General features: G+C 70.0%; 24 protein-coding genes. 14 read left to right on the top strand and 10 right to left on the bottom strand.

Features of this window, described 5'->3' with window-relative positions; all coding sequences use genetic code 11:
* Positions 1–135 precede the first annotated feature (135 nt).
* The 6 genes from CSW64_RS21155 (at position 136) to CSW64_RS21130 (ending at position 6805) form a co-directional block, all read left to right on the top strand.
* Positions 136–1671 (top strand): ABC-F family ATP-binding cassette domain-containing protein, encoded by a 1536-nt coding sequence (locus CSW64_RS21155; RefSeq protein WP_172448643.1) that lies wholly within the window; start codon positions 136–138, stop codon positions 1669–1671.
* A 136-nt stretch (positions 1672–1807) separates the two neighbouring features.
* On the top strand, positions 1808–2065 hold the full coding sequence (locus CSW64_RS21150; RefSeq protein WP_099623962.1) for a hypothetical protein: 258 nt from the start codon (positions 1808–1810) through the stop codon (positions 2063–2065).
* 67 nt (positions 2066–2132) lie between these two features.
* Positions 2133–3257, top strand: a complete 1125-nt coding sequence (locus CSW64_RS21145) for a WD40/YVTN/BNR-like repeat-containing protein (protein WP_099623961.1) — start codon at positions 2133–2135, stop codon at positions 3255–3257.
* Positions 3257–3520, top strand: coding sequence for a ubiquitin family protein (locus CSW64_RS21140; RefSeq protein ID WP_099623960.1), 264 nt, complete (start codon positions 3257–3259; stop codon positions 3518–3520). Before CSW64_RS21145 ends, CSW64_RS21140 begins: the two co-directional genes overlap by 1 nt.
* 42 nt (positions 3521–3562) lie before the next feature.
* A complete protein-coding gene (locus CSW64_RS21135; RefSeq protein WP_099623959.1) occupies positions 3563–5071 on the top strand; it encodes a response regulator in 1509 nt (502 codons plus the stop codon).
* 45 nt (positions 5072–5116) lie between these two features.
* Complete coding sequence (locus CSW64_RS21130) at positions 5117–6805, top strand: AmpG family muropeptide MFS transporter (RefSeq protein ID WP_099623958.1); 1689 nt, start codon at positions 5117–5119, stop codon at positions 6803–6805.
* Here CSW64_RS21130 and CSW64_RS21125 read toward each other — a convergent pair.
* From CSW64_RS21125 to rlmN, 3 genes are all read right to left on the bottom strand, one after another.
* The gene (locus CSW64_RS21125) at positions 6802–7638 is read right to left on the bottom strand and encodes a S1 family peptidase (RefSeq protein ID WP_099623957.1); all 837 of its coding nucleotides are present in this window, start codon (positions 7636–7638) and stop codon (positions 6802–6804) included. The two genes, CSW64_RS21130 and CSW64_RS21125, sit on opposite strands and share 4 nt — an antisense overlap.
* A gap of 7 nt (positions 7639–7645) precedes the next feature.
* Complete coding sequence (locus CSW64_RS21120; RefSeq protein ID WP_099623956.1) at positions 7646–8071, bottom strand: DUF350 domain-containing protein; 426 nt, start codon at positions 8069–8071, stop codon at positions 7646–7648.
* Positions 8072–8140: 69 nt separating this feature from the next.
* A complete protein-coding gene (gene rlmN / locus CSW64_RS21115; protein ID WP_099623955.1) occupies positions 8141–9304 on the bottom strand; it encodes a dual-specificity RNA methyltransferase RlmN in 1164 nt (387 codons plus the stop codon).
* Positions 9305–9430: 126 nt separating this feature from the next.
* Between rlmN and CSW64_RS21110 the strand changes: the two genes are divergently transcribed.
* Complete coding sequence (locus CSW64_RS21110) at positions 9431–9682, top strand: type II toxin-antitoxin system ParD family antitoxin (RefSeq protein WP_099623954.1); 252 nt, start codon at positions 9431–9433, stop codon at positions 9680–9682.
* Complete coding sequence (locus CSW64_RS21105; protein WP_342745833.1) at positions 9591–9962, top strand: type II toxin-antitoxin system RelE/ParE family toxin; 372 nt, start codon at positions 9591–9593, stop codon at positions 9960–9962. The genes CSW64_RS21110 and CSW64_RS21105 overlap by 92 nt, the downstream gene beginning before the upstream one ends.
* On the opposite strand, the gene CSW64_RS21100 is transcribed toward CSW64_RS21105, so the two are convergent.
* The gene (locus tag CSW64_RS21100) at positions 9959–10864 is read right to left on the bottom strand and encodes an isoaspartyl peptidase/L-asparaginase family protein (RefSeq protein ID WP_425430358.1); all 906 of its coding nucleotides are present in this window, start codon (positions 10862–10864) and stop codon (positions 9959–9961) included. The two genes, CSW64_RS21105 and CSW64_RS21100, sit on opposite strands and share 4 nt — an antisense overlap.
* Before the next feature lie 55 nt (positions 10865–10919).
* On the opposite strand from CSW64_RS21100, the gene CSW64_RS21095 reads away from it, so the two are divergent.
* From CSW64_RS21095 to CSW64_RS21085, 3 genes are all read left to right on the top strand, one after another.
* The gene (locus tag CSW64_RS21095; RefSeq protein ID WP_099623951.1) at positions 10920–11915 is read left to right on the top strand and encodes an NADPH:quinone oxidoreductase family protein; all 996 of its coding nucleotides are present in this window, start codon (positions 10920–10922) and stop codon (positions 11913–11915) included.
* 170 nt (positions 11916–12085) lie between these two features.
* Positions 12086–12973 (top strand): SDR family NAD(P)-dependent oxidoreductase, encoded by an 888-nt coding sequence (locus CSW64_RS21090; protein WP_099623950.1) that lies wholly within the window; start codon positions 12086–12088, stop codon positions 12971–12973.
* Positions 12974–12980: 7 nt separating this feature from the next.
* Entirely contained in the window at positions 12981–13907 is a 927-nt protein-coding gene (locus CSW64_RS21085) for a DMT family transporter (protein ID WP_425430357.1), read from the top strand.
* On the opposite strand, the gene CSW64_RS21080 is transcribed toward CSW64_RS21085, so the two are convergent.
* The gene (locus CSW64_RS21080; RefSeq protein WP_099623948.1) at positions 13900–14541 is read right to left on the bottom strand and encodes a lysoplasmalogenase; all 642 of its coding nucleotides are present in this window, start codon (positions 14539–14541) and stop codon (positions 13900–13902) included. The two genes, CSW64_RS21085 and CSW64_RS21080, sit on opposite strands and share 8 nt — an antisense overlap.
* On the bottom strand, positions 14538–14942 hold the full coding sequence (locus CSW64_RS21075; RefSeq protein WP_099623947.1) for a YkvA family protein: 405 nt from the start codon (positions 14940–14942) through the stop codon (positions 14538–14540). The genes CSW64_RS21080 and CSW64_RS21075 overlap by 4 nt, the downstream gene beginning before the upstream one ends.
* Before the next feature lie 53 nt (positions 14943–14995).
* Here CSW64_RS21075 and CSW64_RS21070 point away from each other — a divergent pair, with 53 nt between their 5' ends.
* Positions 14996–15775 carry an SDR family NAD(P)-dependent oxidoreductase gene (locus CSW64_RS21070; RefSeq protein WP_099623946.1) on the top strand — a complete coding sequence of 260 codons (780 nt, stop codon included), beginning with the start codon at positions 14996–14998 and terminating at the stop codon, positions 15773–15775.
* 58 nt (positions 15776–15833) lie between these two features.
* On the opposite strand, the gene CSW64_RS21065 is transcribed toward CSW64_RS21070, so the two are convergent.
* The 3 genes from CSW64_RS21065 to CSW64_RS21055 all read right to left on the bottom strand — a co-directional run bounded on the left by CSW64_RS21065 (position 15834) and on the right by CSW64_RS21055 (position 17592).
* A complete protein-coding gene (locus tag CSW64_RS21065; RefSeq protein ID WP_099623945.1) occupies positions 15834–16409 on the bottom strand; it encodes a CC0125/CC1285 family lipoprotein in 576 nt (191 codons plus the stop codon).
* Between the two features lie 106 nt (positions 16410–16515).
* Positions 16516–17157, bottom strand: coding sequence for a LysE family translocator (locus CSW64_RS21060; protein WP_099623944.1), 642 nt, complete (start codon positions 17155–17157; stop codon positions 16516–16518).
* Positions 17158–17190: 33 nt separating this feature from the next.
* The gene (locus tag CSW64_RS21055; protein ID WP_099623943.1) at positions 17191–17592 is read right to left on the bottom strand and encodes an MAPEG family protein; all 402 of its coding nucleotides are present in this window, start codon (positions 17590–17592) and stop codon (positions 17191–17193) included.
* 120 nt (positions 17593–17712) lie between these two features.
* Between CSW64_RS21055 and CSW64_RS21050 the strand changes: the two genes are divergently transcribed.
* Complete coding sequence (locus tag CSW64_RS21050) at positions 17713–17919, top strand: KTSC domain-containing protein (RefSeq protein ID WP_099623942.1); 207 nt, start codon at positions 17713–17715, stop codon at positions 17917–17919.
* A gap of 35 nt (positions 17920–17954) precedes the next feature.
* On the top strand, positions 17955–19283 hold the full coding sequence (locus CSW64_RS21045; protein ID WP_099623941.1) for a PQQ-dependent sugar dehydrogenase: 1329 nt from the start codon (positions 17955–17957) through the stop codon (positions 19281–19283).
* Positions 19284–19456: 173 nt separating this feature from the next.
* Here the strand turns inward: CSW64_RS21045 and CSW64_RS21040 are convergent, their stop codons facing one another.
* Complete coding sequence (locus CSW64_RS21040; RefSeq protein ID WP_099623940.1) at positions 19457–20689, bottom strand: argininosuccinate synthase; 1233 nt, start codon at positions 20687–20689, stop codon at positions 19457–19459.
* Positions 20690–20703 lie beyond the last annotated feature (14 nt).

Below are 20703 nucleotides of genomic sequence, written 5' to 3'. Positions count from 1 at the left end.
GACACACGGGCAGAGGGGCCGGGATGAATGTCCGGAAAACCTATCGCGTTCCCGTTCGAACGGTTGAGCGAGCCGCGGCGTCGCACTACTTCCCAGCGGGGCCGCTTGGGCCGGAAGAGCGTGAGTAGCGAGGCCATGGCGTCCCGACAGGCCGTGCTGGGCATGGAGCAAGCGAGTTTTCACCACGGGTCGACGCCCGTGTTCGAGAGCCTGTCCTTCCTGCTCGACGGCGACCGCACCGCCCTGGTCGGCGAGAACGGCGCCGGCAAGTCGACGCTGCTGCGCTGCCTGACCGGCGAACTGGAACTCGACAGCGGCCAGGTCGTCCGGTCGCGCGGCCTGCGGGTCGGCGTCCTGCCCCAGGACACGCCGCCGGCGTTCGCCGACCTGACGGTCCGCGAGGCGCTTCGCCGGTCCCTGGAAAAGATCGGCGCGGGGGACGACGACTGGCGCATCGACGTGTTGCTGGACGAACTGGCCCTGCCGCCCGAGATGGCCGAGCAGCGCTTCGGCGCTTTGTCGGGCGGCTGGCAACGGCTGATGCTGATCGCCGGCGCGGCTCGCCTGGAAGAGCCCGACATCCTGCTGCTCGACGAGCCGACCAACCACCTGGACCTGGGCAACATCGCCACGCTCGAGCGCTGGCTGATGGTCGAGTTCGACATCCCGATGCTGATCGTCTCGCACGATCGCGAGTTCCTGAACCGGGTCACCGACCGGACGCTGTTCCTGCGCCGCGACGGCGTCCACGCCTTCCGTACGCCCTTCACGGTCGCCCGCGAGGAGCTGCTGCGCCGCGATGCGGTCGCCGCCTCTCAGCGCAGGCTGGAGGAGAAGGAGATCCGTCGCCTGGAGGCCGCCGCGGCCCGCTACAAGGTCTGGGCGGTGAAGAACCCGGACCTCAACAAGCGCAAGGCGGCGATCGAGACCCGCATCGCCCGGATCGAGGGCGATCGCACCGAAACCTATGTGGCGCGCGAGCGGCGCCTGGAACTGTCGGACGCCGAGATCGACGCCAAGGTCGCGCTGCGGGTCCAGGGCCTGACCGTGACCACGCCCGACGCCGGCCGGACGCTGCTGACGATCGATCGCCTGACTCTGTCAGCGGGCGACCGGATCGCGCTGCTGGGCGTCAACGGCGCCGGCAAGTCGACCCTGCTCGCCGCCCTGGCCGCGGCCTTCGACCCGGCGCTGGCGCACTACGACGGCCAGGCGGCGATCCGGTTCAACCCGGCGACGCGGCTGGCGGTGTTCGACCAGTCCATGCGGGACCTGCCCCTGAAGCGGAGCCTGCTGGACTACGTCGCGGCCGCGCCGGAGGCGACCGACAAGGACGCCGCGCGCCTGCTGGCCCAGGCCGGCTTCTCCTACATCCGCGTCCAGCAGCCGATCGGCCTGCTCAGCTACGGCGAGCGGTCGCGGCTGATGTTCCTGCGCATGAAACTGGAGCGGCCGAACCTCTATCTGCTCGACGAGCCGACCAACCATCTCGACATCGAGGGCCAGGAGGCGCTCGAGGCGCAGCTCGAGGAGTCGGACGTGTCCTGCCTGTTCGTGTCGCACGACCGCTACTTCACCCGGACGGCGGCGACCCGCTTCCTGGAGATTCGCCGCGGCCGGCTGGTCGAGGTCGACGACCCCGACGCCTTCTTCGACGCCCAGATCGGCTGAGGGGCCAGCTCCACCTCATCCGGTCGCCCCGGCGAAGGCCGGGGCGACCGGTGTTGAAGGCGCGCCGGGCGATTCTTCACGATTGCTCAACCACGCGCTGATTTCCTGATCCCAGGTTCAGGTCATGAGGGTGGTCATGGCGCGTCGCAGAAGCGGCACTGAGGAGTTCCTCGGCGACATCGTCGAGGCGTTGAAGGCCTACGGTGGGGCGGCGCATCGGTCGCTGATCGTGGAGCGGGTCGCCCTCTCGCGCGATCGTCGCGGCGATCCCCGGCCCGCGGACATCGACATCGTCCAGCTGTTCGAACGCCACTGCGACGGCAGCGGCCGCGACCTGTTCCGGCTGCCGTTCGGCGCCGGCTCCCACCGCTGGGCGTTGGCCGGAGCGCACTGAACGACTCCGCGTCGGCCGTGGACGGGTGTAGGCTCCCGCCGAGCCCGATATTCGGCTGGAGGTCAGCATGAGCCAGGGTGTTCAGCTTCTGGTGGGCACGCGCAAGGGCGCGTGGATCTTCCGCAGCGACGCGCGTCGCGAGGCCTGGGCGGTCGACGGGCCGCATTTTCTCGGCAGTATCGTCAACCATCTGGTGCTCGACCCGCGCGACGGCCGCACCCTGCTGATGGCGGCCAGCACCGGCCACCTCGGCCCTACCGTGTTCCGCTCGACCGACGGCGGCGCGAGCTGGACGGAAGCCGCGCGGCCGCCGGCCTTCGCCAAGGCGGCGGAGGGCGAGACGCCTCGGGCCGTCGACCATGCCTTCTGGCTGGAGCCCGGCCATGCCTCCGAGCCCGGCGTCTGGTGGGCGGGAACCTCGCCGCCGGGCCTGTTCGTCAGTCGCGACGGCGGCGGGACCTGGGACGGCGTCGCCGGCTTCAATGACAATCCGAAGTACTGGGACTGGTGTCCGGCCGACGGCGGCACGCCGGACGGGGCGTTGCTGAACCAGGTCCAGGTCGATCCGCGCGACGCGGCCCACATGTACATCGCCACCTCGACCGGCGGCGTGTTCGAGACCCTGGACCAAGGGACGAGCTGGCGGCCGCTGAACCGCAACGTCGAGGCCAACTTCTTCCCTGATCCGTATCCGGAGTACGGCCAGGACGCCCACTACATCGCCGTCCATCCGGCCATGCCCGACCGGCTGTACCAGCAGAACCACTGCGGCATTTATCGGCTGGACCGGCCCTCGGACGAATGGGTCCGGATCGGCAAGGCCATGCCGGAGGAGATCGGCGACATCGGCTTCACCATCGTGCCGCATCCGCGCGACCCGGACACCGCCTGGGTGTTTCCGATGGACGGCACGGACGTCTGGCCGCGGGTCAGCCCCGGCGGGCGGCCCGCCGTCTATCGCACCCGCGACGCCGGCGCCTCGTGGGAGCGCCAGGACGGCGGCTTCCCGCGGGAACAGGGCTGGTTCACGGTGAAGCGTCAGGCCTTCTGCGCCGATGCGCAGGCGCCGCTGGGTCTCTACCTCGGCACCACCGGCGGGGAGGTCTGGATGAGCGACGCCGAGGGCGAGGCCTGGCGGCCGATCGCCCGCCACCTGCCGGAGATCTACTCGGTCGTGGCGACCCCGCTCTGATGGTTCAGGTCCTGCTTCCGTCGCAGCTGCAGGCCTATTCCGGAGGCGCGTCGCGGGTCGAGGCGGCCGGCGCGACGATCGACGCCGTGCTGCGCGACCTGGACGGCCGCTATCCCGGCCTCCGGTTCCGGGTGATCGACGAGCAGGACCGTATCCGGCCGCATATGCGGATCTTCGTTGGGCGCGAGCGGGCCTTCGATGTCGCCGGCGCGCTGTGCGAGGGCGACGAACTGTTGATCTTCGGAGCCCTCAGCGGGGGTTAGGGCGGTTAGCGGGCGTTAAGCCGCGCCGAGTAGGCTCGTCCCATGCCCGAGAAAGCCCGCGCCATCACGCCCGAGCAACTGGCCACGCTGAGCCACGAGTTCCGCACGCCCCTGAACGGGGTGCTCGGCATGGCGCGCCTGCTGGAAGGCACGCGTCTGACCGCCGAGCAGAAGGCCTATGTCGCGGCCCTGCGCGAGAGCGGCGACCACCTGCTGTCCCTGGTCAACGACGTGCTCGACCTGGCGCGCCTGGGCGAGGGGCGGATCGAACTGCATCCGGCGCCGGTCGAGGCCGCCGACCTGCTGCGCCAGGCGGCGGAGCTGATGAGCACCCGCACCCAGGAGAAGGGCGTCGAGATCGCCTGGGCGGTCGCGCCCGGCTTGCCGCCGGTTCTGGCCGACGAGGGTCGGCTGCGGCAGATCCTGCTCAACTTCGCGGGCAACGCGGTGAAGTTCACGGAGACCGGCGGCGTGCTGCTGAGCGCCGAGGCGGCGCCGCGTCGGCGCATGCGCCTGACGGTGCGCGACACGGGGCCGGGCGTCCCGGCGGCGGCCCGGGCGCGGATCTTCGAGCCGTTCGTCCATGCGGATCCGGCCCATGGCGCGGCCGCGCTCGGCGGCGCCGGACTGGGACTGGCCATCGTCCGCCGCCTGGCCGAGGCGATGGGCGGCGAGGTCGGGGTCTCCGATGCGCCCGGCGGTGGGGCGGAGTTCTGGTTCGAGGCGCCGTTCGAGGCGGCGGGACCGGCCGTCCGTGCTCGGCCTCTGGCGCGCCGGGTCGTCGGGATCGCCTCGCCCAACTCGATCCTGCGCGAAGGCGCGGCGCGTCAGGTCGAAAGCCTGGGCGGCCGGGCGGTGGTGGCGGCCGACCGGGACGCCCTGATCGCCGCCGCCCCCACGGACGCCGTGCTGCTGATCGACAACGCCCTGGCCGGGAAACGGCCGCTGCGCGCGCCCGAGGGTCGGGCGAGCATCATCCTGCTGCGGCCCGACGAGCGCGGCCGCATCGCCAAGGCCCGGGCCGCGGGCTTCTCCGGCTATCTGATCAAGCCGCTACGCTCGGCCTCCCTGGCCGCCCGCGTGCTGGCCGCCGTCGGGGCGGAGCCGGCTGCGGCCCCGTCGCAGGACGACGACCGCGCCGCCGCGGCCGCCGCGCCGGGCGCGCGGGTGCTGCTGGCCGAGGACAATCCGATCAACGCCCTGCTGGCCCGCACCCTGCTCCAGCGCGAAGGGGCCCAGGTCGACCGCGCCGCCAGCGGCGAGGAGGCCGTCGCCGCCCTGGCCGCCGCCAGCTACGACCTGGTGCTGATGGACGTGCGGATGCCGGGCATGTCCGGGGTCGACGCGGCCCTGGCCCTGCGGGCGCGGGGCGTGAAGACGCCGATCATCGCCCTGACCGCCGACGCCTTCGAGGACGACCGCCGCGCCTGCCTGGCGGCGGGGATGGACGACTTCCTGGTGAAGCCCCTGACCGAGAGCGCCCTGCGCGCGGTCCTGACGCGCTGGGTCGGCTGGACGGACGCCGCCGGAGAGGCCAAGGTCGCCTCCTGATTTGCGGGGCCCGCGCCCCCTTTCCTAGGGTGGGAAGCGACGCCGATGAGCACGGAATCCGGGGCGAAGCCGACTCTGCTGCAGTCCCTGGCCATGTTCGGCGAGCGCCGCAGCCTGGTGATGCTCGGGCTCGGGTTCAGCTCCGGCCTGCCCTACATGCTGATCTTCGACACCCTGTCGCTGTGGCTGCGCGACGCCGGCTTGTCGCTGGCGGTGATCGGCTTCTTCAGCCTGGCGACGCTATCCTTCTCGTTCAAGTTCCTGTGGGCGCCGCTGATCGACCGGACGCGGGTGCCGGTGCTGCACGGCCTGCTCGGCCATCGCCGCGCCTGGATGCTGGTCTGCCAGGCGGCGATCATGGTCGGCCTGTGGCTGATCTCGGGGATCAATCCGGCGGCCAACCTGGGGCTGATGGCGGCCGTCGCCGTGGCGGTCGGCTTCGCCACCGCCTCGCAGGACATCGTCATCGACGCCTGGCGGATCGAAGTGACGGACGCCGAGGGGCAGGGGCCGCTCGTCGTGGCGGTGCAGTGGGGCTATCGCGGCGCCATGGTCCTGGCTGGCGCCGGGCCGCTGCTGCTGGCCGAACATTTCGGCTGGAACATCTCCTACGCCGCCATGGCCGTGGCGATGCTGGTGGGCGTGACCGCCACCCTCTGCGCGCCGCGCGAGAAGGAACACGCCGTCCGGCCGATCCACACAGAGGGCGTGAACCAGCCTCAGGCGCTGCAGATCCTGGAATGGGTCGTGCGGCTGGGGATCATGCTGCTGGGCGCGCTGCTGCTCGGCTCGGGCCTGGCGGGCGATGCGGAACTGCTGTCCAAGGTCGTGGGCGGCGAAGCCCTCGCGGAGGCCTGGAAGGCCAAGCCCAACGGCGTCTGGCTGCAGCTGGCGGGCGTCGCCGCCGGCCTGGTCGTGGTGATCCTGGCCGCCTGGCCGATCCCCGGCGTGAAGACCAAGCCCGGCGTCTACATGTCGACCGCCCTGGGCGAGCCGCTGGTCGAGTTCACCCGCCGTTTCTCCGGCGTGGCCGGGCTGATCCTGGCGACCATCTGCCTCTACCGGGTGTCGGACTTCGTCCTGAACATCATGAACCCCTTCTACCGGGACCTGGGCTTCTCGCTCACCGAGATCGCCGAGGTGCGCAAGGTGTTCGGGGTCGCGGCCTCGATCGTCGGGGTGTTCCTGGGCGGGCTGATCGTCACCCGGTTCGGACTGATGAAGGCGCTGATCCTGGGCGCCTTCGCCCAGCCGCTGAGCAACCTGGCGTTCGGCTGGCTGGCGATGTCGGGGCATGACGTGCCGGCGCTGTTCGTGGCCATCGGCATCGACAACGTGGCCGGCGGCGTCGCCGGCACGGCGCTGATCGCCTACATGTCGAGCCTGACCACGACGGGCTTCACGGCGACCCAGTATGCGCTTTTCTCGTCGCTGTACGCCTTGCCCGGCAAGCTGATCGCGTCACAGTCCGGGCGGCTGGTCGAGGCCTCCGCCAAGATGGCCGAGGCGGGCGGTCCGCCGGCGGTGTTCAAGGGGCTGTTCGACCGCCTGCCGCCGGAGAGTTTCGGCGCCGCCGGGGCCAAGCTCGGCGTCAGCGCCCAGGCCCTGGGCGCGGGCTACATGACCTTCTTCTTCTATTCGGCGCTGATCGGCGTCGCGGCGATCCTGCTGTCCTTCGCCGTGGCCGTGCGGCAGCCGCGGGTGATGGCCGCCAAGGGTGAAGTCGTAGCCTAGGAGGTCGCCAGGCAGACGACCTGGGCGACGCGCAGGTCGCGGCGCAGAGCGTCGGCGACACGGCCGTAGTTCTCGACGTTGATCGGCTCCCCGACCGCGAAGTTCGAGGCCCGGCGACGCGTCGTCTGCAGGGCGTTCAGCATGGTCTCGGGCGCGGTGGTGTAGATCCGACCCCGGCGGGGGGCCTCGGCGACGGTGACGCCGATCACCCGGCCGGCCGAATCGAGCGCCGGCGCGCCCGAGAGGCCCGCGAGCGTGCCCTTCAGGCTGTCGGTGCGGCCGACCTCGGCCCAGACCAGCACCGGCTCGGTGCGGGCGCCGCGGCCGCGCACGACCAGGTTCTCGCGGCCCAACAGGCGCGACACCGCCTCGCCGGGCCGGCCTTGCGGGAAGCCCGGGTGGTAGCCCAGGTCGCCGCGCTTCAGCCGGGCGCCGGCGTGCATCAGCGGCATGGCGGGGGCGCCGCCCTCGGTGGTCAGGACGGCGGCCTCGCCGGAGGGGTCGATCTGGACCCGGGCCGCCACGCCACGCCCCTCGGCCACGACCAGGGCGGTCTCGCTGCAGCCGTCGACGACGTGGCGGGCGGTCAGCCAGACGCCGGTGTCGGCGACGGAGAAGGCCGTGCCCGTGCCCGGCTTCTGCTTGCCCGGCACCTCCACGACCACGGACGGGTCGAACGGCGACGACGGTCCCAGAGGCACGCCCTCCTCGCCGGGCACGGGCGGCGGCGGCGGCGGCGCGTCCGCGCGCTCCCGCCGGCCCACGGCCGCGATCAGCAGGGCCGCGACCACGGCCAGGTAGACCAGCCAGTCGGGAAGCCGGGGGAAATGCATGGCGGGGTCAGCGCACCGCCGCGGCGAGAATCAGGGCGCTGGCGATCTTGGCCCCGACCAGCAGGGTGGCGGCCGAGATCTCGCCTTCCTGGATGCGCTGCGGCAGGCCGTGCAGGATGAAGTCGATGACGCGGAAGACCAGCAGCTGCACGGCGATGATGGTCGCGCCCCACAGCCCCATCTCCAGCGGCGAGGTCGAGGCCGACAGCGACACCGACAGCGGAATGGCCAGGCCGACCAGAACCGCGCCGAACGACATGGCGGCGGCGGTGTTGCCCTCGCGGATCAGCTGGATCTCGCGATGTGGCGTCAGCAGGGCGTAGAGCGCCGCCCCGACGATCAGAATCACCAGGGTCATGCCCGCATGGGCCAGGGTGATGGGAAAACCCGTGGCGAAAGCCTGGATTTCAGGAGACTGGAGCTGAGGCGGCATTCACGAAACCCCGACAGAAACGCGCGTTACTAGGGTTAGCACGGCGCGGGGGCCGGCGCGCGGTCTCTTCTAGCTCGAAGCGAGTTCGGCGGGGGCTTCGAGCTTGCGGCGGGCCGAGGCGCGGACCTTCTCGCTCTCGCTCTTCAGCTGGCCGCAGGCGGCCAGGATGTCGCGGCCGCGCGGCGTGCGGATCGGGCTGGAGTAGCCGGCGCGGTTCAGGATGGCGGCGAACTTCTCGATCGTCCCCCAGTCGGAGCATTCGTACTGCGTGCCCGGCCAGGGATTGAACGGGATCAGGTTGATCTTCGCCGGCACGCCCTTGAGCAGCTGGACCAGGGCGCGGGCTTCCTCCGGGCTGTCGTTGACGCCCTTGAGCATCACGTACTCGAAGGTCACGCGCCGGGCGTTGGAGATCCCCGGATAGTTCCGGATCCCCTCCATCAGCGTCGCGATGTCGAACTTCTTGTTCAGCGGCACCAGCACGTCGCGCAGCGGGTCGTTGGTGGCGTGCAGGCTGATGGCCAGCATGGCCTGGGTCTTCGCGCCGAGCGCCTGCAGCTGCGGGACCACGCCGCTGGTCGAGACGGTGATGCGCCGGCGCGAGATGCCGATGCCCTCGTTGTCGCTGATGATCTCGATGGCGTCGGCGACGTTGTCGAGATTGTAGAGCGGCTCGCCCATGCCCATGAAGACGATGTTCGAGAGCTTGCGGTCCTCGCCGTCGACGGCCCATTCCTCGAGGTCGTCCTTGGCCACCTGGACCTGGGCGACGATCTCGCCGGCGGTCAGGTTGCGGACCAGCGCCTGGGTGCCGGTGTGGCAGAAGGTGCAGTTGAGCGTGCAGCCGACCTGGCTCGACACGCACAGGGCGCCGACCCGGCCGACGTCGGGGATGTAGACGCTCTCGACCTCAATGCCCGGCGCGACGCGGATCAGGTACTTGCGGGTGCCGTCGCGCGAGATCTGCCGTTCGACGATCTCCGGCCGGGCCAGGGTGAATCGCTCGGCCAGCGCCGCGCGCGTGTCCTTGGCGACGTCGGTCATCTGGTCGAAGTCGGTCGCGCCGCGGAAGTGGATCCAGCGGAACAGCTGCCCGGCGCGCATCTTGGCCTTGGTCTCGGGCACGACCCCGCCTTCGACCAGGGCGGCCGCCAGCTGCTTCCGGGTCAGGCCCGAAAGGTTGACGGGGGCGACGGCGGGCGTCGCGCGAGCAAGATCGAGGGTCGCGCCCAAGGCGGTACGTGTCCGGACAGGTATGGAGGAGGGGCTCTATAACAGAAATGGGAGCGGAAGCCCAATTCGCCAAGTTTGACAAACTTTGCCATCGAGTCATCCTGACGGCCAGTCAGGAGTAAACCCATGGCCACGATGAACGTCTCCCTGCCCGACGCCATGAAGGAATGGGTCGAGGGCCGGGCGGAAACCGGTCGCTACAGCAACGCCAGCGACTATGTCCGCGACCTGATCCGCAGGGATCAGGAGCGCGAAGCGAAGCTCAGGGCGATGCAGAAGCTCATCGATGAAGCCATCGAGAGCGGAGAGAGCGAGCGGTCTCTGGACGAGATACTGGAGGACGCTCGCACCCGCGCCCGCGAGAAACATGGGCTTTAGGCTTTCTCGCAAAGCCGACGAGGACATCATTCGACTTTATGTCGAAGGTGCTGGCCAATTCGGTGAAGCGCAAGCCGAGCGATACTATGCCGACCTAAGACGGACGCTGAGCGTCCTGGCTGCATACCCGTTCGCCGCCCGGGAGCACACTGAACTCAGGCCTCCCGTGCGTATCCACCCGTTCAGGTCTCACATCATCGTCTACGTCGTTGATGGTGAGGACATTCTCATCTTGAGGGTGCGGCACGCGCTGGAAGATTGGCAGCGCGATCCTCGCTAGAACGCCGCCGAGACGATCTTTCCGTCGGGCGTCAGCGCCGCGCGCTTCATGCCCGCGCTGACGTAGGGCATCGCCACGTTGCCGTCCTTGTCGACGGCGATCAGGCCGCCTTCGCCGCCCAGGGCCTTGATCTGGGCCAGGACCGCGTCGGTCGCCTCGGCGAGGGACTGGCCGCCGAACTTCATGCGATGGGCGACCTGCGACGCCGCGGCGACGCGCAGGAAGTACTCGCCTTGCCCGGTGCAGCTGACGGCGACGGTCTCGTCCGCCCAGCCGCCGGCGCCGATCACCGGGGAGTCGCCGACCCGGCCGGGCAGCTTGCCGAACACGCCGCCGGTCGAGGTCGCGGCCGCCAGTCGGCCCTCGCCGTCGCGGACCACGCAGCCGACCGTGCCATGGGCCAGGACCCCCGGCGGGTGGTTGGACTCGTCCAGGCCGGCGTGGGTGAACCAGGCGGCCGGGTCGGCGATCCTGGCCAGGCCCTGGGCTTCGGCGAAGCGCGCGGCGCCGTCGCCGGCCAGCATCACGTGCGGGGTCCAGTCCATGATCGCACGGGCGACGGCGACCGGGCTCTCGAAGCCCTGCAGCGCGGCCACCGAGCCGGCGCGGGCGGTGGCGCCGTCCATCAGGCAGGCGTCCAGCTCATAGGCCCCGGCGGTGTTGGGCGAGGCGCCGCGGCCGGCGACGTAGAGACCCGAAGACTCCAGCTCGCGGACGATCTCCTCGGCTACGTCCAGCGCCAGGCCGCCGGCCTTCAGCCGGTCGCGGCCCAACTCGACCAGGCCGCGCATGTGGGCGATCTCGGCGCTGTAGTCGCGGCCGCGCTTGGCCCCAGCGCCGCCGTGGATCACGAGACTCAAACAATTGTTCGCCAAGACGAGGCTCCAGCCTATAACTTCCATTCAAGCCCGCGATACGCTTCCGGGCCGATCAATGAAAGAGCGCGGGAGAGACGGCATGAAGGCGGTGCTGAGCAAGACGGTGGGCGGACCCGAGACGCTGGTCCTCGAGGAGCTGCCGAGCCCCGAAGCCGGCCCCGGCCAGGTGGTGCTTTCGGTGAAGGCCTGCGGCGTCAACTACCCTGACGTCCTGATCATCGAGGACAAGTACCAGTTCAAGCCGAACCGCCCGTTCGCGCCGGGCGGCGAGGTCGCGGGCGTGATCAAGAGCGTCGGCGAGGGCGTTTCCCGCCTGCAGATCGGCCAGCGGGTGCTGGCCTCGACCGGCTGGGGCGGCATGGCCGAGGAGGTGGCGCTGGACGCCGGCCGGGTGACCCCGATCCCCGACAGCATGCCGTTCGAGGAGGCGGCGGCCTTCATGATGACCTACGGCACCAGCTGGTACGGTCTGAAGGACCGCGGCCATCTGAAGGCCGGCCAGACCCTGCTGGTGCTGGGCGCCGCGGGCGGCGTCGGCCTGGCCGCCGTCGAGCTGGGCAAGGCCATGGGCGCCAAGGTGATCGCGGCCGCGTCCAGCCAGGAGAAGGTCGACCTGGCCATCTCGCGCGGCGCCGACAGCGGCGTGGTCTACCCCAAGGGCCCGTTCGACAAGGACGGTCAGAAGGCGTTGGCCCAGCTGTTCAAGGACGCCTGCGGCCCGGAGGGCTGGGACGTGGCCTATGACGCGGTGGGCGGCGACTACGCCGAGGCCGTGGTCCGCGCCTCGGGCTGGGGCGGACGCTTCCTGGTCATCGGCTTCCCGGCCGGCATCCCCAAGCTGCCGCTGAACCTGACCCTGCTGAAGTCCTGCGACATCGTCGGCGTGTTCTGGGGCGCGGCCGTGGCCCGCGATCCCAAGGGGCACCAGGAGAACGTCAGGCAGCTGATGCAGATGTACGCCGAGGGCAAGATCAAGCCGCACGTGTCGGAGACCTTCCCGCTGGCCAAGGCGGGCGACGCGATCGCGCATCTGGCCAGCCGCAAGGCCATGGGCAAGGTGGTGGTCGTTCCGTAGGGATTTCCACCGCGTAACCCGCCCCCGGGTCCGGCGAATGCCGGCCCGAGGATAAACTCCAGCGGGGATCCAAGCTGATCCAAGACGGGCAGGCGCCGGAAACACGGCCCGCTCGGCTTGGATCCCCGCTTTCGCGGGGACAATCGGACTAGGGAAAAGGGAAACAAGACATGGCGGGACGTCTGGAGGGCAAGGTCGCCCTTATCACCGGGGGCGCGTCGGGCATCGGCCTGGGCGCGGTGGAGCTGTTCGTGGCGGAGGGGGCGTCGGTCGTCGCCGCCGACCTGCAGGACGAGAAGGGCGCGATGCTGGAAAAGCGGTTCCCCGACCGCGTCCGCTACGCCCGCTGCGACGTGACCCAGGAAGCCGACATCGCCAAGGCGGTGAAGTTGGCGGCCGATAGCTTCGGCGGGTTGGACGTGCTGTTCAACAACGCCGGCCATGGCGGCGTGCCCACCGGCGTGGCGGACATGGACGCCGAGGGCTGGGACGCCACCTTCGCCCTGCTGGTCAAGGGACCGGCGCTGGGCATGAAGCACGCCGTGCCGTTGATGGTCGCGCGCGGCGGCGGCTCGATCATCAACACCGCCTCGATCGCCGGCCTCCAGGCGGGTTTCGGGCCGTTGGCCTATTCGGCGGCGAAGTGCGCGGTGATCCACCTGTCGCGTTGCGCCGCGGCCGAGCTGTCGCCGCAAAAGATCCGTGTCAACGCCATCTGCCCCGGCCTGATCGCCACCTCGATCTTCGGCGCGTCGCTGGGTCTGCCGCGCGAGGTCGCCGACCAGATGGCCGCCCGCGTCGAGGAGATCGGTCCGAAGATCCAGCCGATCCCCAAGGCCGGCATGCCCGAGGATATCGCCCGCGCCGCCCTGTACCTGGCCTGCGACGACTCGCTGTTCGTGACCGGGACCCACATGGTGGTCGACGGCGGCATCACCATCGGCGGGCGCGGCAGCTGGGACCCCACGGTGGGGAGTCCGATCCTGCAGGCCCTTGGCATCTCCCCCGAACAGGCCGAGCAGATGCGCGCGGCGATGGCCGCTCAACGCGCCAGCTGATCGAAACGTGCCCGAGGAAGCCCCTCCAGTAGAACCGCTGTCCGAGCGTCCCAGGCTCGCCCCGAACGTCCGGGGCGCGCTGTGGATGCTGGCTTCGGCGTTGGGCTTCACGGCGATGACGACCCTGATCAAGTTCCTCGGGGACGACTATCCGGCCGCGCTGCAGACCTTCTATCGGCAGGCGGCCGGCCTCATCGTGCTGGCGCCGATGATCCTGAGGGACTGGAAGGGCGCCTTCCGCACCACGCGGCCGGGGATCCTGTTCTTCCGGTCGTCGGTCGGCACCCTGGCGATGATCCTCAGCTTCTACGCCTTCCAGGTGCTGCCGCTGGCCGAGGCCAACGCCCTGTCGTTCACCCGGACGCTGTGGCTGGTGCCGCTGGCCTTCTTCGTGCTGCACGAGAAGCTGGGGCCGCTGCGCATCGCCGCCGCCCTGGTCGGGTTCGTCGGGGTGCTGGTCATGCTCCAGCCCGGCGCGCCGGGCCACGGTTTCGGCTGGGGCCAGATGGCGGCCCTGGCCTCGGCCCTGGGCTTCGCCCTGACCATCACCGGCATGAAGGTGATGACCCGCGATCACAGCCCCTTCACCCTGCTGGTCTGGTCGGCGGCGCTGGGCCTGGCCTTCTCGATCCCGCCGGCGCTGTTCGTCTGGCGCTGGCCCGAGCCGTTCGACCTCCTGCTGCTGGCGCTGATGGGCGTGTTGGGGACCATCACCCAGGGCTGCTACATCAAGGGCATGCAGATCGGCGACGCTGCGGCCATGGCGCCGATCGACTACACCCGGCTGGTGTTCAGCGCGGCGATCGGCTTCCTGGTGTTCCACGAGATCCCGACCTGGGCGACCATCGCCGGGGCGGCCATCGTGGTCGGCTCGACCCTGTTCATCACCCTGCGCGAGCTGCAGCTGGCCCGAAAGGGGCGGGCGGTCAGCTGACGATGAACGGCCAGGCGATGCCGACCTGGGCTCCGTAGTAGAGGAACCACACCGCCCAGTCGGTGGCGCGCTTCGAGCCGAACAGCACCTCCTGCCGGAACAGGTTCATGGCCAGCACCGAATCGGAGGCCATGAAGGCGACCGAGCCGGCCATCACCGGCCAATAGGCGCCCGACAGCAGGAAGCTGGATCCGGTCATCACCGCGATCGCGATCACATAGAGGATCACCGCCGGCCGCATCGCGCCGAGCGACTTCCACAGGAAGGCCAGCATCGCCGCGCCGGCCACGGCGATCACGGCGAGGATCGCCAGCTGGACGCCGGTGATCTCGCTGTAGGGATCGCGCAGGTTGGCGAACAGGAAGATGTACAGCACATGGCCGACCAGGAAGCTGAACAGGCCGAATGGCAGCCAGCGCTTCGGATCCCCGGCCAGGAAGGCGTCGCCCAGCGCGCAGGCGGCGAGGCCCGCGATCAGCAGCCAAGGCGCGCCATGCAGCAGCGCCAGCACGGCCAGCGCCGCCACCGCGATGGTCTTGATCGTCGTCCGCGCGGCCGACGGCTCACGCCCGACCAGAACGAATCCATACGCCAGCGCCGCCAGCGCCGACGCCCCCCACAGCCCCTGGATCATTCCTCGCCGCCGACCTTCCTCAGAAACGTTTGCGCCGCCTCGCGGTGCTTGGGCTTCAGATTCTTGCCCACGATCGCCAGCAGCGCAGCGAACACCGCCGCGTCGTCGGTGAACCCGACGCCCGCCAGGATGTCGGGAATCGCATCCGTCGGCAGCACGAAATAGGCGAGGGCGGCGATCATCATGCCCTTGGCCGCCGTCGGGGTGTCCGGATCGCGCGCGCACCACCACACCGCCAGGGCGTCGGCGGCGAAGGGAATCTTCGTCGCGACGCGGCGGATCTTGGGCCAGAAGCCCCTGGCGACACGCACCTCGTTGACCTTCACCGTCTCGGGCACGAGGGCCTTGGACGGATCAATCACGGAGTTGACGTCGGGTGACGGCTTGGAATTGGCGCTCATAGGGCTAAACCGCTGTTCGAAGTCCATTCAACACAATGCACGGGGAGCCGTCCATGAAGCTTGATTCCTCCATCGCCGCCGTCGTCACGGGCGGGGCCTCCGGCCTCGGCGAAGCCACCGCCCGCGCCCTCGCGGCCCAGGGCGTCAAGGTCGCCATCTTCGACATGAACGAAGAGAAGGGCCAAGCTGTCGCCGCTGACATCGGCGGCGTCTTCTGCAAGGTCAACGTGACCTCCGACGACGACGTCGACGCCGGCTTCGAGAAGGCCCGCGCCGCCCACGGCCAGGAACGCATCCTGGTCAACTGCGCCGGCACCGGCAACGCCGCCAAGACCGCCAGCCGCGACAAGAACACCGGCGAGACCAAGCACTTCCCGCTGGCCCATTTCGACATGATCATCCAGATCAACCTGATCGGCACCTTCCGCTGCATCGCCAAGTCGGCGAAGGGCATGCTGGACCTGGAGCCGATCGACGGCGAGCGTGGCGCCATCGTCAACACCGCCTCGGTCGCGGCCGAAGACGGCCAGATGGGCCAGGCCGCCTACTCGGCGTCCAAGGGCGGCGTCGTCGGCATGACCCTGCCGATCGCGCGCGACCTCGCCAGCGAAGGCATCCGCGTCAACACCATCCTGCCGGGCATCTTCGAGACGCCGCTGATGAACGGCGCCCCGGAAGCTGTGAAGGCCGCGCTGGCCGCCAGCGTGCCCTTCCCCAAGCGTCTGGGCATGCCGCAAGAGTACGCCTCGCTGGCGCTGGAGATGGTCCGCAACGGCTACTTCAACGGCGAGGACGTCCGCCTGGACGGCTCGATCCGGATGGCGCCGCGCTAAGCTGCGCGTCATCGTCGACGATCAAGGGCGGCTCGCGAGGGCCGCCCTTTTTTTTCGGCTAGTGGCTGGCCGGGCGCTGGATGCCCGGGCCGAGATTGGCCATCACCTCGCGGGCGTTGAACGCGCGGGGATCGTCGGTCGGCTTGGGGCCTTTGCCGAGCACGACCTCGGCGGTGGCCTCGAACTTCTCGACCGTGCGGACGTCCATGCGATCGGCCCAGAACGGATCGCCGTACCAGGGATCCCAGGCGCGCCAGCCCCAGCTCGGACCGTAGTAGCGCCAGTAGGGCCGCCAGTAGCCGTATCCGTAGGGACCGTAGGCGGGGCCGGGGTCGACATAGGTGCGGGACTTGCGGTCGGTGGCGCGGTCGACCAGCGTGAACCAGTCGTACCCCTCGCCGACCGTCAGCTCGGCGGCGCGGTAGAGCAGGTAGCGCTCGACGGTGTCGCGCGAGGTCAGGGTGTTGCCGGCGAAGCTGATCCGGAAGCGATTCTGCTCGATCCGATCCTCGGAGAAGCCGCCGGAGACCTGCTGCCCCGGAATGTTGGGCTGGTAGGGGGTGGCCGTCGCGCAGGCGCTCAGCGCCGTCGCCGCCGCCAGCATCACCGCTAGGGTTCTTGCCCTTAGGGTCATGGTCGTCACTCCAAGCCGGAGCCGATCGCGTCGCGGTCTGCCCCGTGGTTCGTCCCCTTGGCAGAACAAATGGCGCCGGAAGCCGGTTGCGCCAAGGGTCTTCTCGTTATCCGCGCAAGAGGATCATGACGGCGACGCCGATCAGCAACGCTCCGATCACGAACGAAAAGCCGCGCCGGAAGCGGGGCTCGCTCATGCGGGCGGACAGGGCCGCGCCGCCGAGGCCGTAGGCGCCCATGGCCAGGACGTCCATGGTGATGGTGGTGGCGGCGTAGATCGGCAGCTGGCCCGGGATCGGCAGCTTGGGGTCCAGCATCGGGATCAGGACCCCGGCGAAGAAGACCAGAACCTTGGGATTGGTCAGCTGGACCGAGAAGCCGTCGATGAAGGCCGCCCGACCGCCCTTCGGCGCGGGCGCGGCTTCGTCCTTCGCCGGCTCCGGCTCCGGGCGAATCGCCGACCAGACCGACTTCAGCCCCAGCCAGGCGACGTAGACCGCTCCGGCCATCGACAGCCAGTGGAACACCTTGGGATAGGCGGTCATCAACGCGCCGAGCCCCAGCGCCGCCGCGGCGAACCAGAGCAGGCTGGCGGTGTTCATGCCGGCGACCGCGAGCAGGGCCTGGCGGTGGCCGCGCTGCATTCCGGTGGCGACGGCGAAGGTGTTCGCCGGTCCCGGGCTGATCGCCATCATCGCCATCGCGCCGAGGAAGGGCAGGTAGTAGGTCGGGTTGACGGCGAGGCTCATGGGCGCGGCTATAGCCGCGCTCGGCGGGTCAGGCTAGGTGGTGAGGAACAGCACCCAGACGGCCCGGCCCAGGGCGCCGAACAGCAGCACCGCGCAGGCCAGGGTCTGGATCAGGAAGCCGGCCTCGCGCTTCTTCGGATCGGCGACATAGCCCAGGGCGTAGACGATCCGCCCGACGATCCAGATCGCCCCGACGACCGCGGCGGCCAGGTCGTTCCAGTACAGCGCGAAGAGCCACAGCGACGGCAGGAAGATGGGCAGCCATTCCAGGGTGTTGGCCTGCACCCGGATGTGGCGCTCCAGGATCGGGTCGCCGGTCATGACGGGCGCGGCGATTCCGCTCTTGGCCCGGGCGCGGGCGACCCGGATCCCCATCCAGGCGTAGACCAGCAGGGAGAGCAGGGTGACGATGGCGACGTAGGCGTGGGGCTGCATGACGGCGTCCTTTCCCGGGCGGTCTGCGCCGCTCGAGCGCGAGCCTGTCACGCTTCGCGATCCCTCGGAACCCCGCCGGGAGCGGAGGGTTTAGCAGGAACGGAACGAGGAAGGACGGCCATGCTCACGGCGTCGACCGCCATCACCGACATCGAGTACGAGGACGAGCATCAGAAGCTCTACGTGCGATTCTCGGACGGCGACCGATACGTCTATGTCGGCGTGCCGGGCGAGGTGCATCGCAGTTTCCTGACCGCAGCGTCCAGGGGCGGGTTCTTCGCCGAGATGATCCGGGATCGCTTCCCCTACAACAAGCTCGACTCGTGACGTAGCATCCGGCCGCTTCCCGCTGGACACCTTCGATGAAACGTCTTCTCGCGGCGCTCGCGCTGCTTCTGTCGCCCTTGTTGGCCGCGCCCGCCGTCGAGGCGGCGCCCTATGCGGTTGATCCGGGCAAGACCTGCGACGGCTGGCCCCGGCTGCCGATCGAGACCGCGCCCGGAACATGCGCGGGCCTGGTGCTGACGCCGCCGGAGGGCCGGGGTCTTTCCATTCGCACGCTGCGCCTGCCGCGCACGTTGGTTCAGCTGAAGAGCGGCGACTGGATCGTCGTCGACCTGGGCGGCTGGGATCCGGGCAAGGGGTCGGTCTGGCGGCTCCGCGCGACGCCGGGCAAGACGCCGGAGCTGACCCCGCTGCTGCGCAAGCTGACCATGCCGCACGGCCTGGGCGTCGGCCCGGACGGCCGACTCTATGTCGGCGAGATGAGCCGCATCTTCCGTTTCGACCCCGAGGCGCCCGATCCGGCGGCGACGGTCGAGGTCGTGGTCGACGGCCTGCCCGACAACCGGCTGCACGCCAATCGCCATCCGCTGTCCAACTTCGTCTTCGACGGCGACGGCAGCCTGATCGTCAACGTCGGCGCCCCCAGCGACCAATGCGCGCCCAAGGGCAGGCCCGCGGGTCCGCGCTGCGCCGAGCGCGAGGGCCCTGACGCCCAGGCCTCGGTGCGCCGCTACCGCTATCTGGGCGAGGGGCGGTGGGACCCGAAGTTCGAGACCCTCGCTCGCGGACTGCGCAACAGTCTGGCCCTGGCGCGGCATCCGTCGGGCGCATTGCTCCAGGCCGAGAACAGCTACGACTTCGCGCCGAAGGCCGACACGCCGTTCGAGGAGCTGAACCTGCTGGTCCGCGGCAAGGATTACGGCTGGCCCTATTGCTACGACCTGACCGCCGTCACGCCGGCCTGGAAGGGGCGGTCGCCGCTCGATTGCGCCTCGGCGGCGCACGCCAAGCCGGCCAGCCTGTTGCCGCCGCATGCCGCGCCGCTGGGGGCGCTGATCTATGACGGGGCGATGTTGCCCCAGCTCAAGGGTCGGCTGCTGCTCAGCTACCACGGCTACCGCGCGGCCGGGGGCCGGGTCGTGGCGCTCGAGCTGGACGACAAGGGCGCGCCGGTGGTGAAGGCGGGCGCGCGCTATCCGGAGTACGGCGTCGACGGCAAGGTGGTGTGGAAGCGCTATCCGGCGCCGGCGGCCGAGCCGCTGGTCCTGACGCCGGGCTGGAACGCCGTCGCCGGGATCCGGCCGCTGGGCGCGCCGGTCGGCCTGGCCCAGGCGGCGGACGGCTCGATCTGGATCGCGGACGACCGGAACGGGCACGTGATCCGGCTGGCGGCGGATCGGCCCTGAAGGCGTTCGCCGCCCCGCCTCTCTCCTCCCCGGTGGGGGAGGGGGACCATCCCGCAGGGATGGCGGAGGGGGTCTAAGGTGCTGGTTGAAGGTGGTGGAGCGGCGCCGCGTTGGACCCTCTCCACCATCCTTCGGATGGTCCCCCTCTCCCGGTGGGAGAGGATTCGCGGGGACTACCCGCGCTTGTCCCGCTTCGCCAGCACCCGCAGGCGCAGGGCGTTCAGCTTGATGAAGCCGCCGGCGTCGCGGTGGTCGTAGGCGACCTTGCCTTCCTCGAAGGTGACCAGGTCCTGGTCGTACAGGCTGTAGGGGCTGGTGCGGCCGATGACCGTGACGTTGCCCTTGTAGAGCTTCACCCGCACCTGGCCGGCGACCTTAGCCTGGCTGTAGTCGATCGCGGCCTGCAGCATCTCGCGCTCGGGCGAGAACCAGAAGCCATTGTAGACCAGCGATGCGTACTTCGGCATCAGCTCGTCCTTCAGGTGCATCGCGCCGCGGTCCAGCGTGATGGACTCGATGCCGCGGTGGGCGGCCAGCAGGATCGTGCCGCCGGGGGTCTCGTAGACGCCGCGCGACTTCATGCCGACGAAGCGGTTCTCGACCAGGTCCAGGCGGCCGACGCCGTTGTCGCGGCCCAGCTCGTTCAGCCTGGTCAGCAGCGTGGCCGGCGACATGGCGACGCCGTCGATGGCGACCGGGTCGCCCTTCTCGAAGTCGATGGTGATGATGGTCGGCTGGTCCGGCGCGTCCTCGGGCGCGATCGTGCGCATGTGGACGAACTCGGGCGCCTCGACGGCCGGGTCCTCCAGGACCTTACCTTCCGAGCTGCTGTGCAGCAGGTTGGCGTCGACGCTGAACGGCGCCTCGCCGCGCTTGTCCTTGGTGATCTGGATCTGGTGCTTCTCGGCGAAGTCCAGCAGGGCCTCGCGGGACTTGAAGTCCCATTCGCGCCAGGGCGCGACGACGGTGATGTCGGGCTCCAGGCCGTAGTAGCCGAGCTCGAAGCGGACCTGGTCGTTGCCCTTGCCGGTGGCGCCGTGGCTGACCGCGTCGGCGCCCATCTTGCGGGCGATCTCGATCTGCTTCTTGGCGATCAGCGGCCGCGCGATCGAGGTGCCGAGCAGGTACTGGCCCTCGTAGACGGTGTTGGCGCGGAACATCGGGAAGACGTAGTCGCGGACGAACTCCTCGCGGACGTCCTCGATGAAGATGTTCTCGGGCTTCACGCCGGCGGCCAGGGCCTTGGCGCGGGCCGGCTCGATCTCCTCGCCCTGGCCGAGGTCGGCGGTGAAGGTGATCACCTCCGCGCCGTATTCGGTCTGCAGCCACTTGAGGATGATCGAGGTGTCGAGGCCGCCCGAATAGGCGAGAACGACCTTCTTGATGGACTTCTTGTCGGCGGACACGGGCGGCTTCCTGA

This window comes from Caulobacter mirabilis (assembly GCF_002749615.1).
Taxonomy (GTDB): Bacteria; Pseudomonadota; Alphaproteobacteria; order Caulobacterales; family Caulobacteraceae; genus Caulobacter; species Caulobacter mirabilis.
This window is presented reverse-complemented; position numbering and strand designations above follow the sequence as displayed.

Bases quoted from the DNA above. Each gene is read 5' to 3' on its own strand.
- CSW64_RS21090 (WP_099623950.1), top strand. From the start codon at position 12,086: ATGGCGGGACGTCTGGAGGGCAAGGTCGCCCTTATCACCGGGGGCGCG.
- CSW64_RS21065 (WP_099623945.1), bottom strand. From the start codon at position 16,409: ATGACCCTAAGGGCAAGAACCCTAGCGGTGATGCTGGCGGCGGCGACG.
- CSW64_RS21130 (WP_099623958.1), top strand. From the start codon at position 5,117: ATGAGCACGGAATCCGGGGCGAAGCCGACTCTGCTGCAGTCCCTGGCC.
- CSW64_RS21150 (WP_099623962.1), top strand. From the start codon at position 1,808: ATGGCGCGTCGCAGAAGCGGCACTGAGGAGTTCCTCGGCGACATCGTC.
- CSW64_RS21070 (WP_099623946.1), top strand. From the start codon at position 14,996: ATGAAGCTTGATTCCTCCATCGCCGCCGTCGTCACGGGCGGGGCCTCC.
- CSW64_RS21100 (WP_425430358.1), bottom strand. From the start codon at position 10,864: ATGGAAGTTATAGGCTGGAGCCTCGTCTTGGCGAACAATTGTTTGAGT.
- CSW64_RS21095 (WP_099623951.1), top strand. From the start codon at position 10,920: ATGAAGGCGGTGCTGAGCAAGACGGTGGGCGGACCCGAGACGCTGGTC.
- CSW64_RS21145 (WP_099623961.1), top strand. From the start codon at position 2,133: ATGAGCCAGGGTGTTCAGCTTCTGGTGGGCACGCGCAAGGGCGCGTGG.
- CSW64_RS21155 (WP_172448643.1), top strand. From the start codon at position 136: ATGGCGTCCCGACAGGCCGTGCTGGGCATGGAGCAAGCGAGTTTTCAC.
- CSW64_RS21105 (WP_342745833.1), top strand. From the start codon at position 9,591: ATGAAGCCATCGAGAGCGGAGAGAGCGAGCGGTCTCTGGACGAGATAC.
- CSW64_RS21060 (WP_099623944.1), bottom strand. From the start codon at position 17,157: ATGAGCCTCGCCGTCAACCCGACCTACTACCTGCCCTTCCTCGGCGCG.
- CSW64_RS21055 (WP_099623943.1), bottom strand. From the start codon at position 17,592: ATGCAGCCCCACGCCTACGTCGCCATCGTCACCCTGCTCTCCCTGCTG.
- CSW64_RS21140 (WP_099623960.1), top strand. From the start codon at position 3,257: ATGGTTCAGGTCCTGCTTCCGTCGCAGCTGCAGGCCTATTCCGGAGGC.
- CSW64_RS21080 (WP_099623948.1), bottom strand. From the start codon at position 14,541: ATGATCCAGGGGCTGTGGGGGGCGTCGGCGCTGGCGGCGCTGGCGTAT.
- CSW64_RS21110 (WP_099623954.1), top strand. From the start codon at position 9,431: ATGGCCACGATGAACGTCTCCCTGCCCGACGCCATGAAGGAATGGGTC.
- CSW64_RS21120 (WP_099623956.1), bottom strand. From the start codon at position 8,071: ATGCCGCCTCAGCTCCAGTCTCCTGAAATCCAGGCTTTCGCCACGGGT.
- CSW64_RS21050 (WP_099623942.1), top strand. From the start codon at position 17,713: ATGCTCACGGCGTCGACCGCCATCACCGACATCGAGTACGAGGACGAG.
- CSW64_RS21075 (WP_099623947.1), bottom strand. From the start codon at position 14,942: ATGAGCGCCAATTCCAAGCCGTCACCCGACGTCAACTCCGTGATTGAT.
- CSW64_RS21135 (WP_099623959.1), top strand. From the start codon at position 3,563: ATGCCCGAGAAAGCCCGCGCCATCACGCCCGAGCAACTGGCCACGCTG.
- CSW64_RS21125 (WP_099623957.1), bottom strand. From the start codon at position 7,638: ATGCATTTCCCCCGGCTTCCCGACTGGCTGGTCTACCTGGCCGTGGTC.
- CSW64_RS21045 (WP_099623941.1), top strand. From the start codon at position 17,955: ATGAAACGTCTTCTCGCGGCGCTCGCGCTGCTTCTGTCGCCCTTGTTG.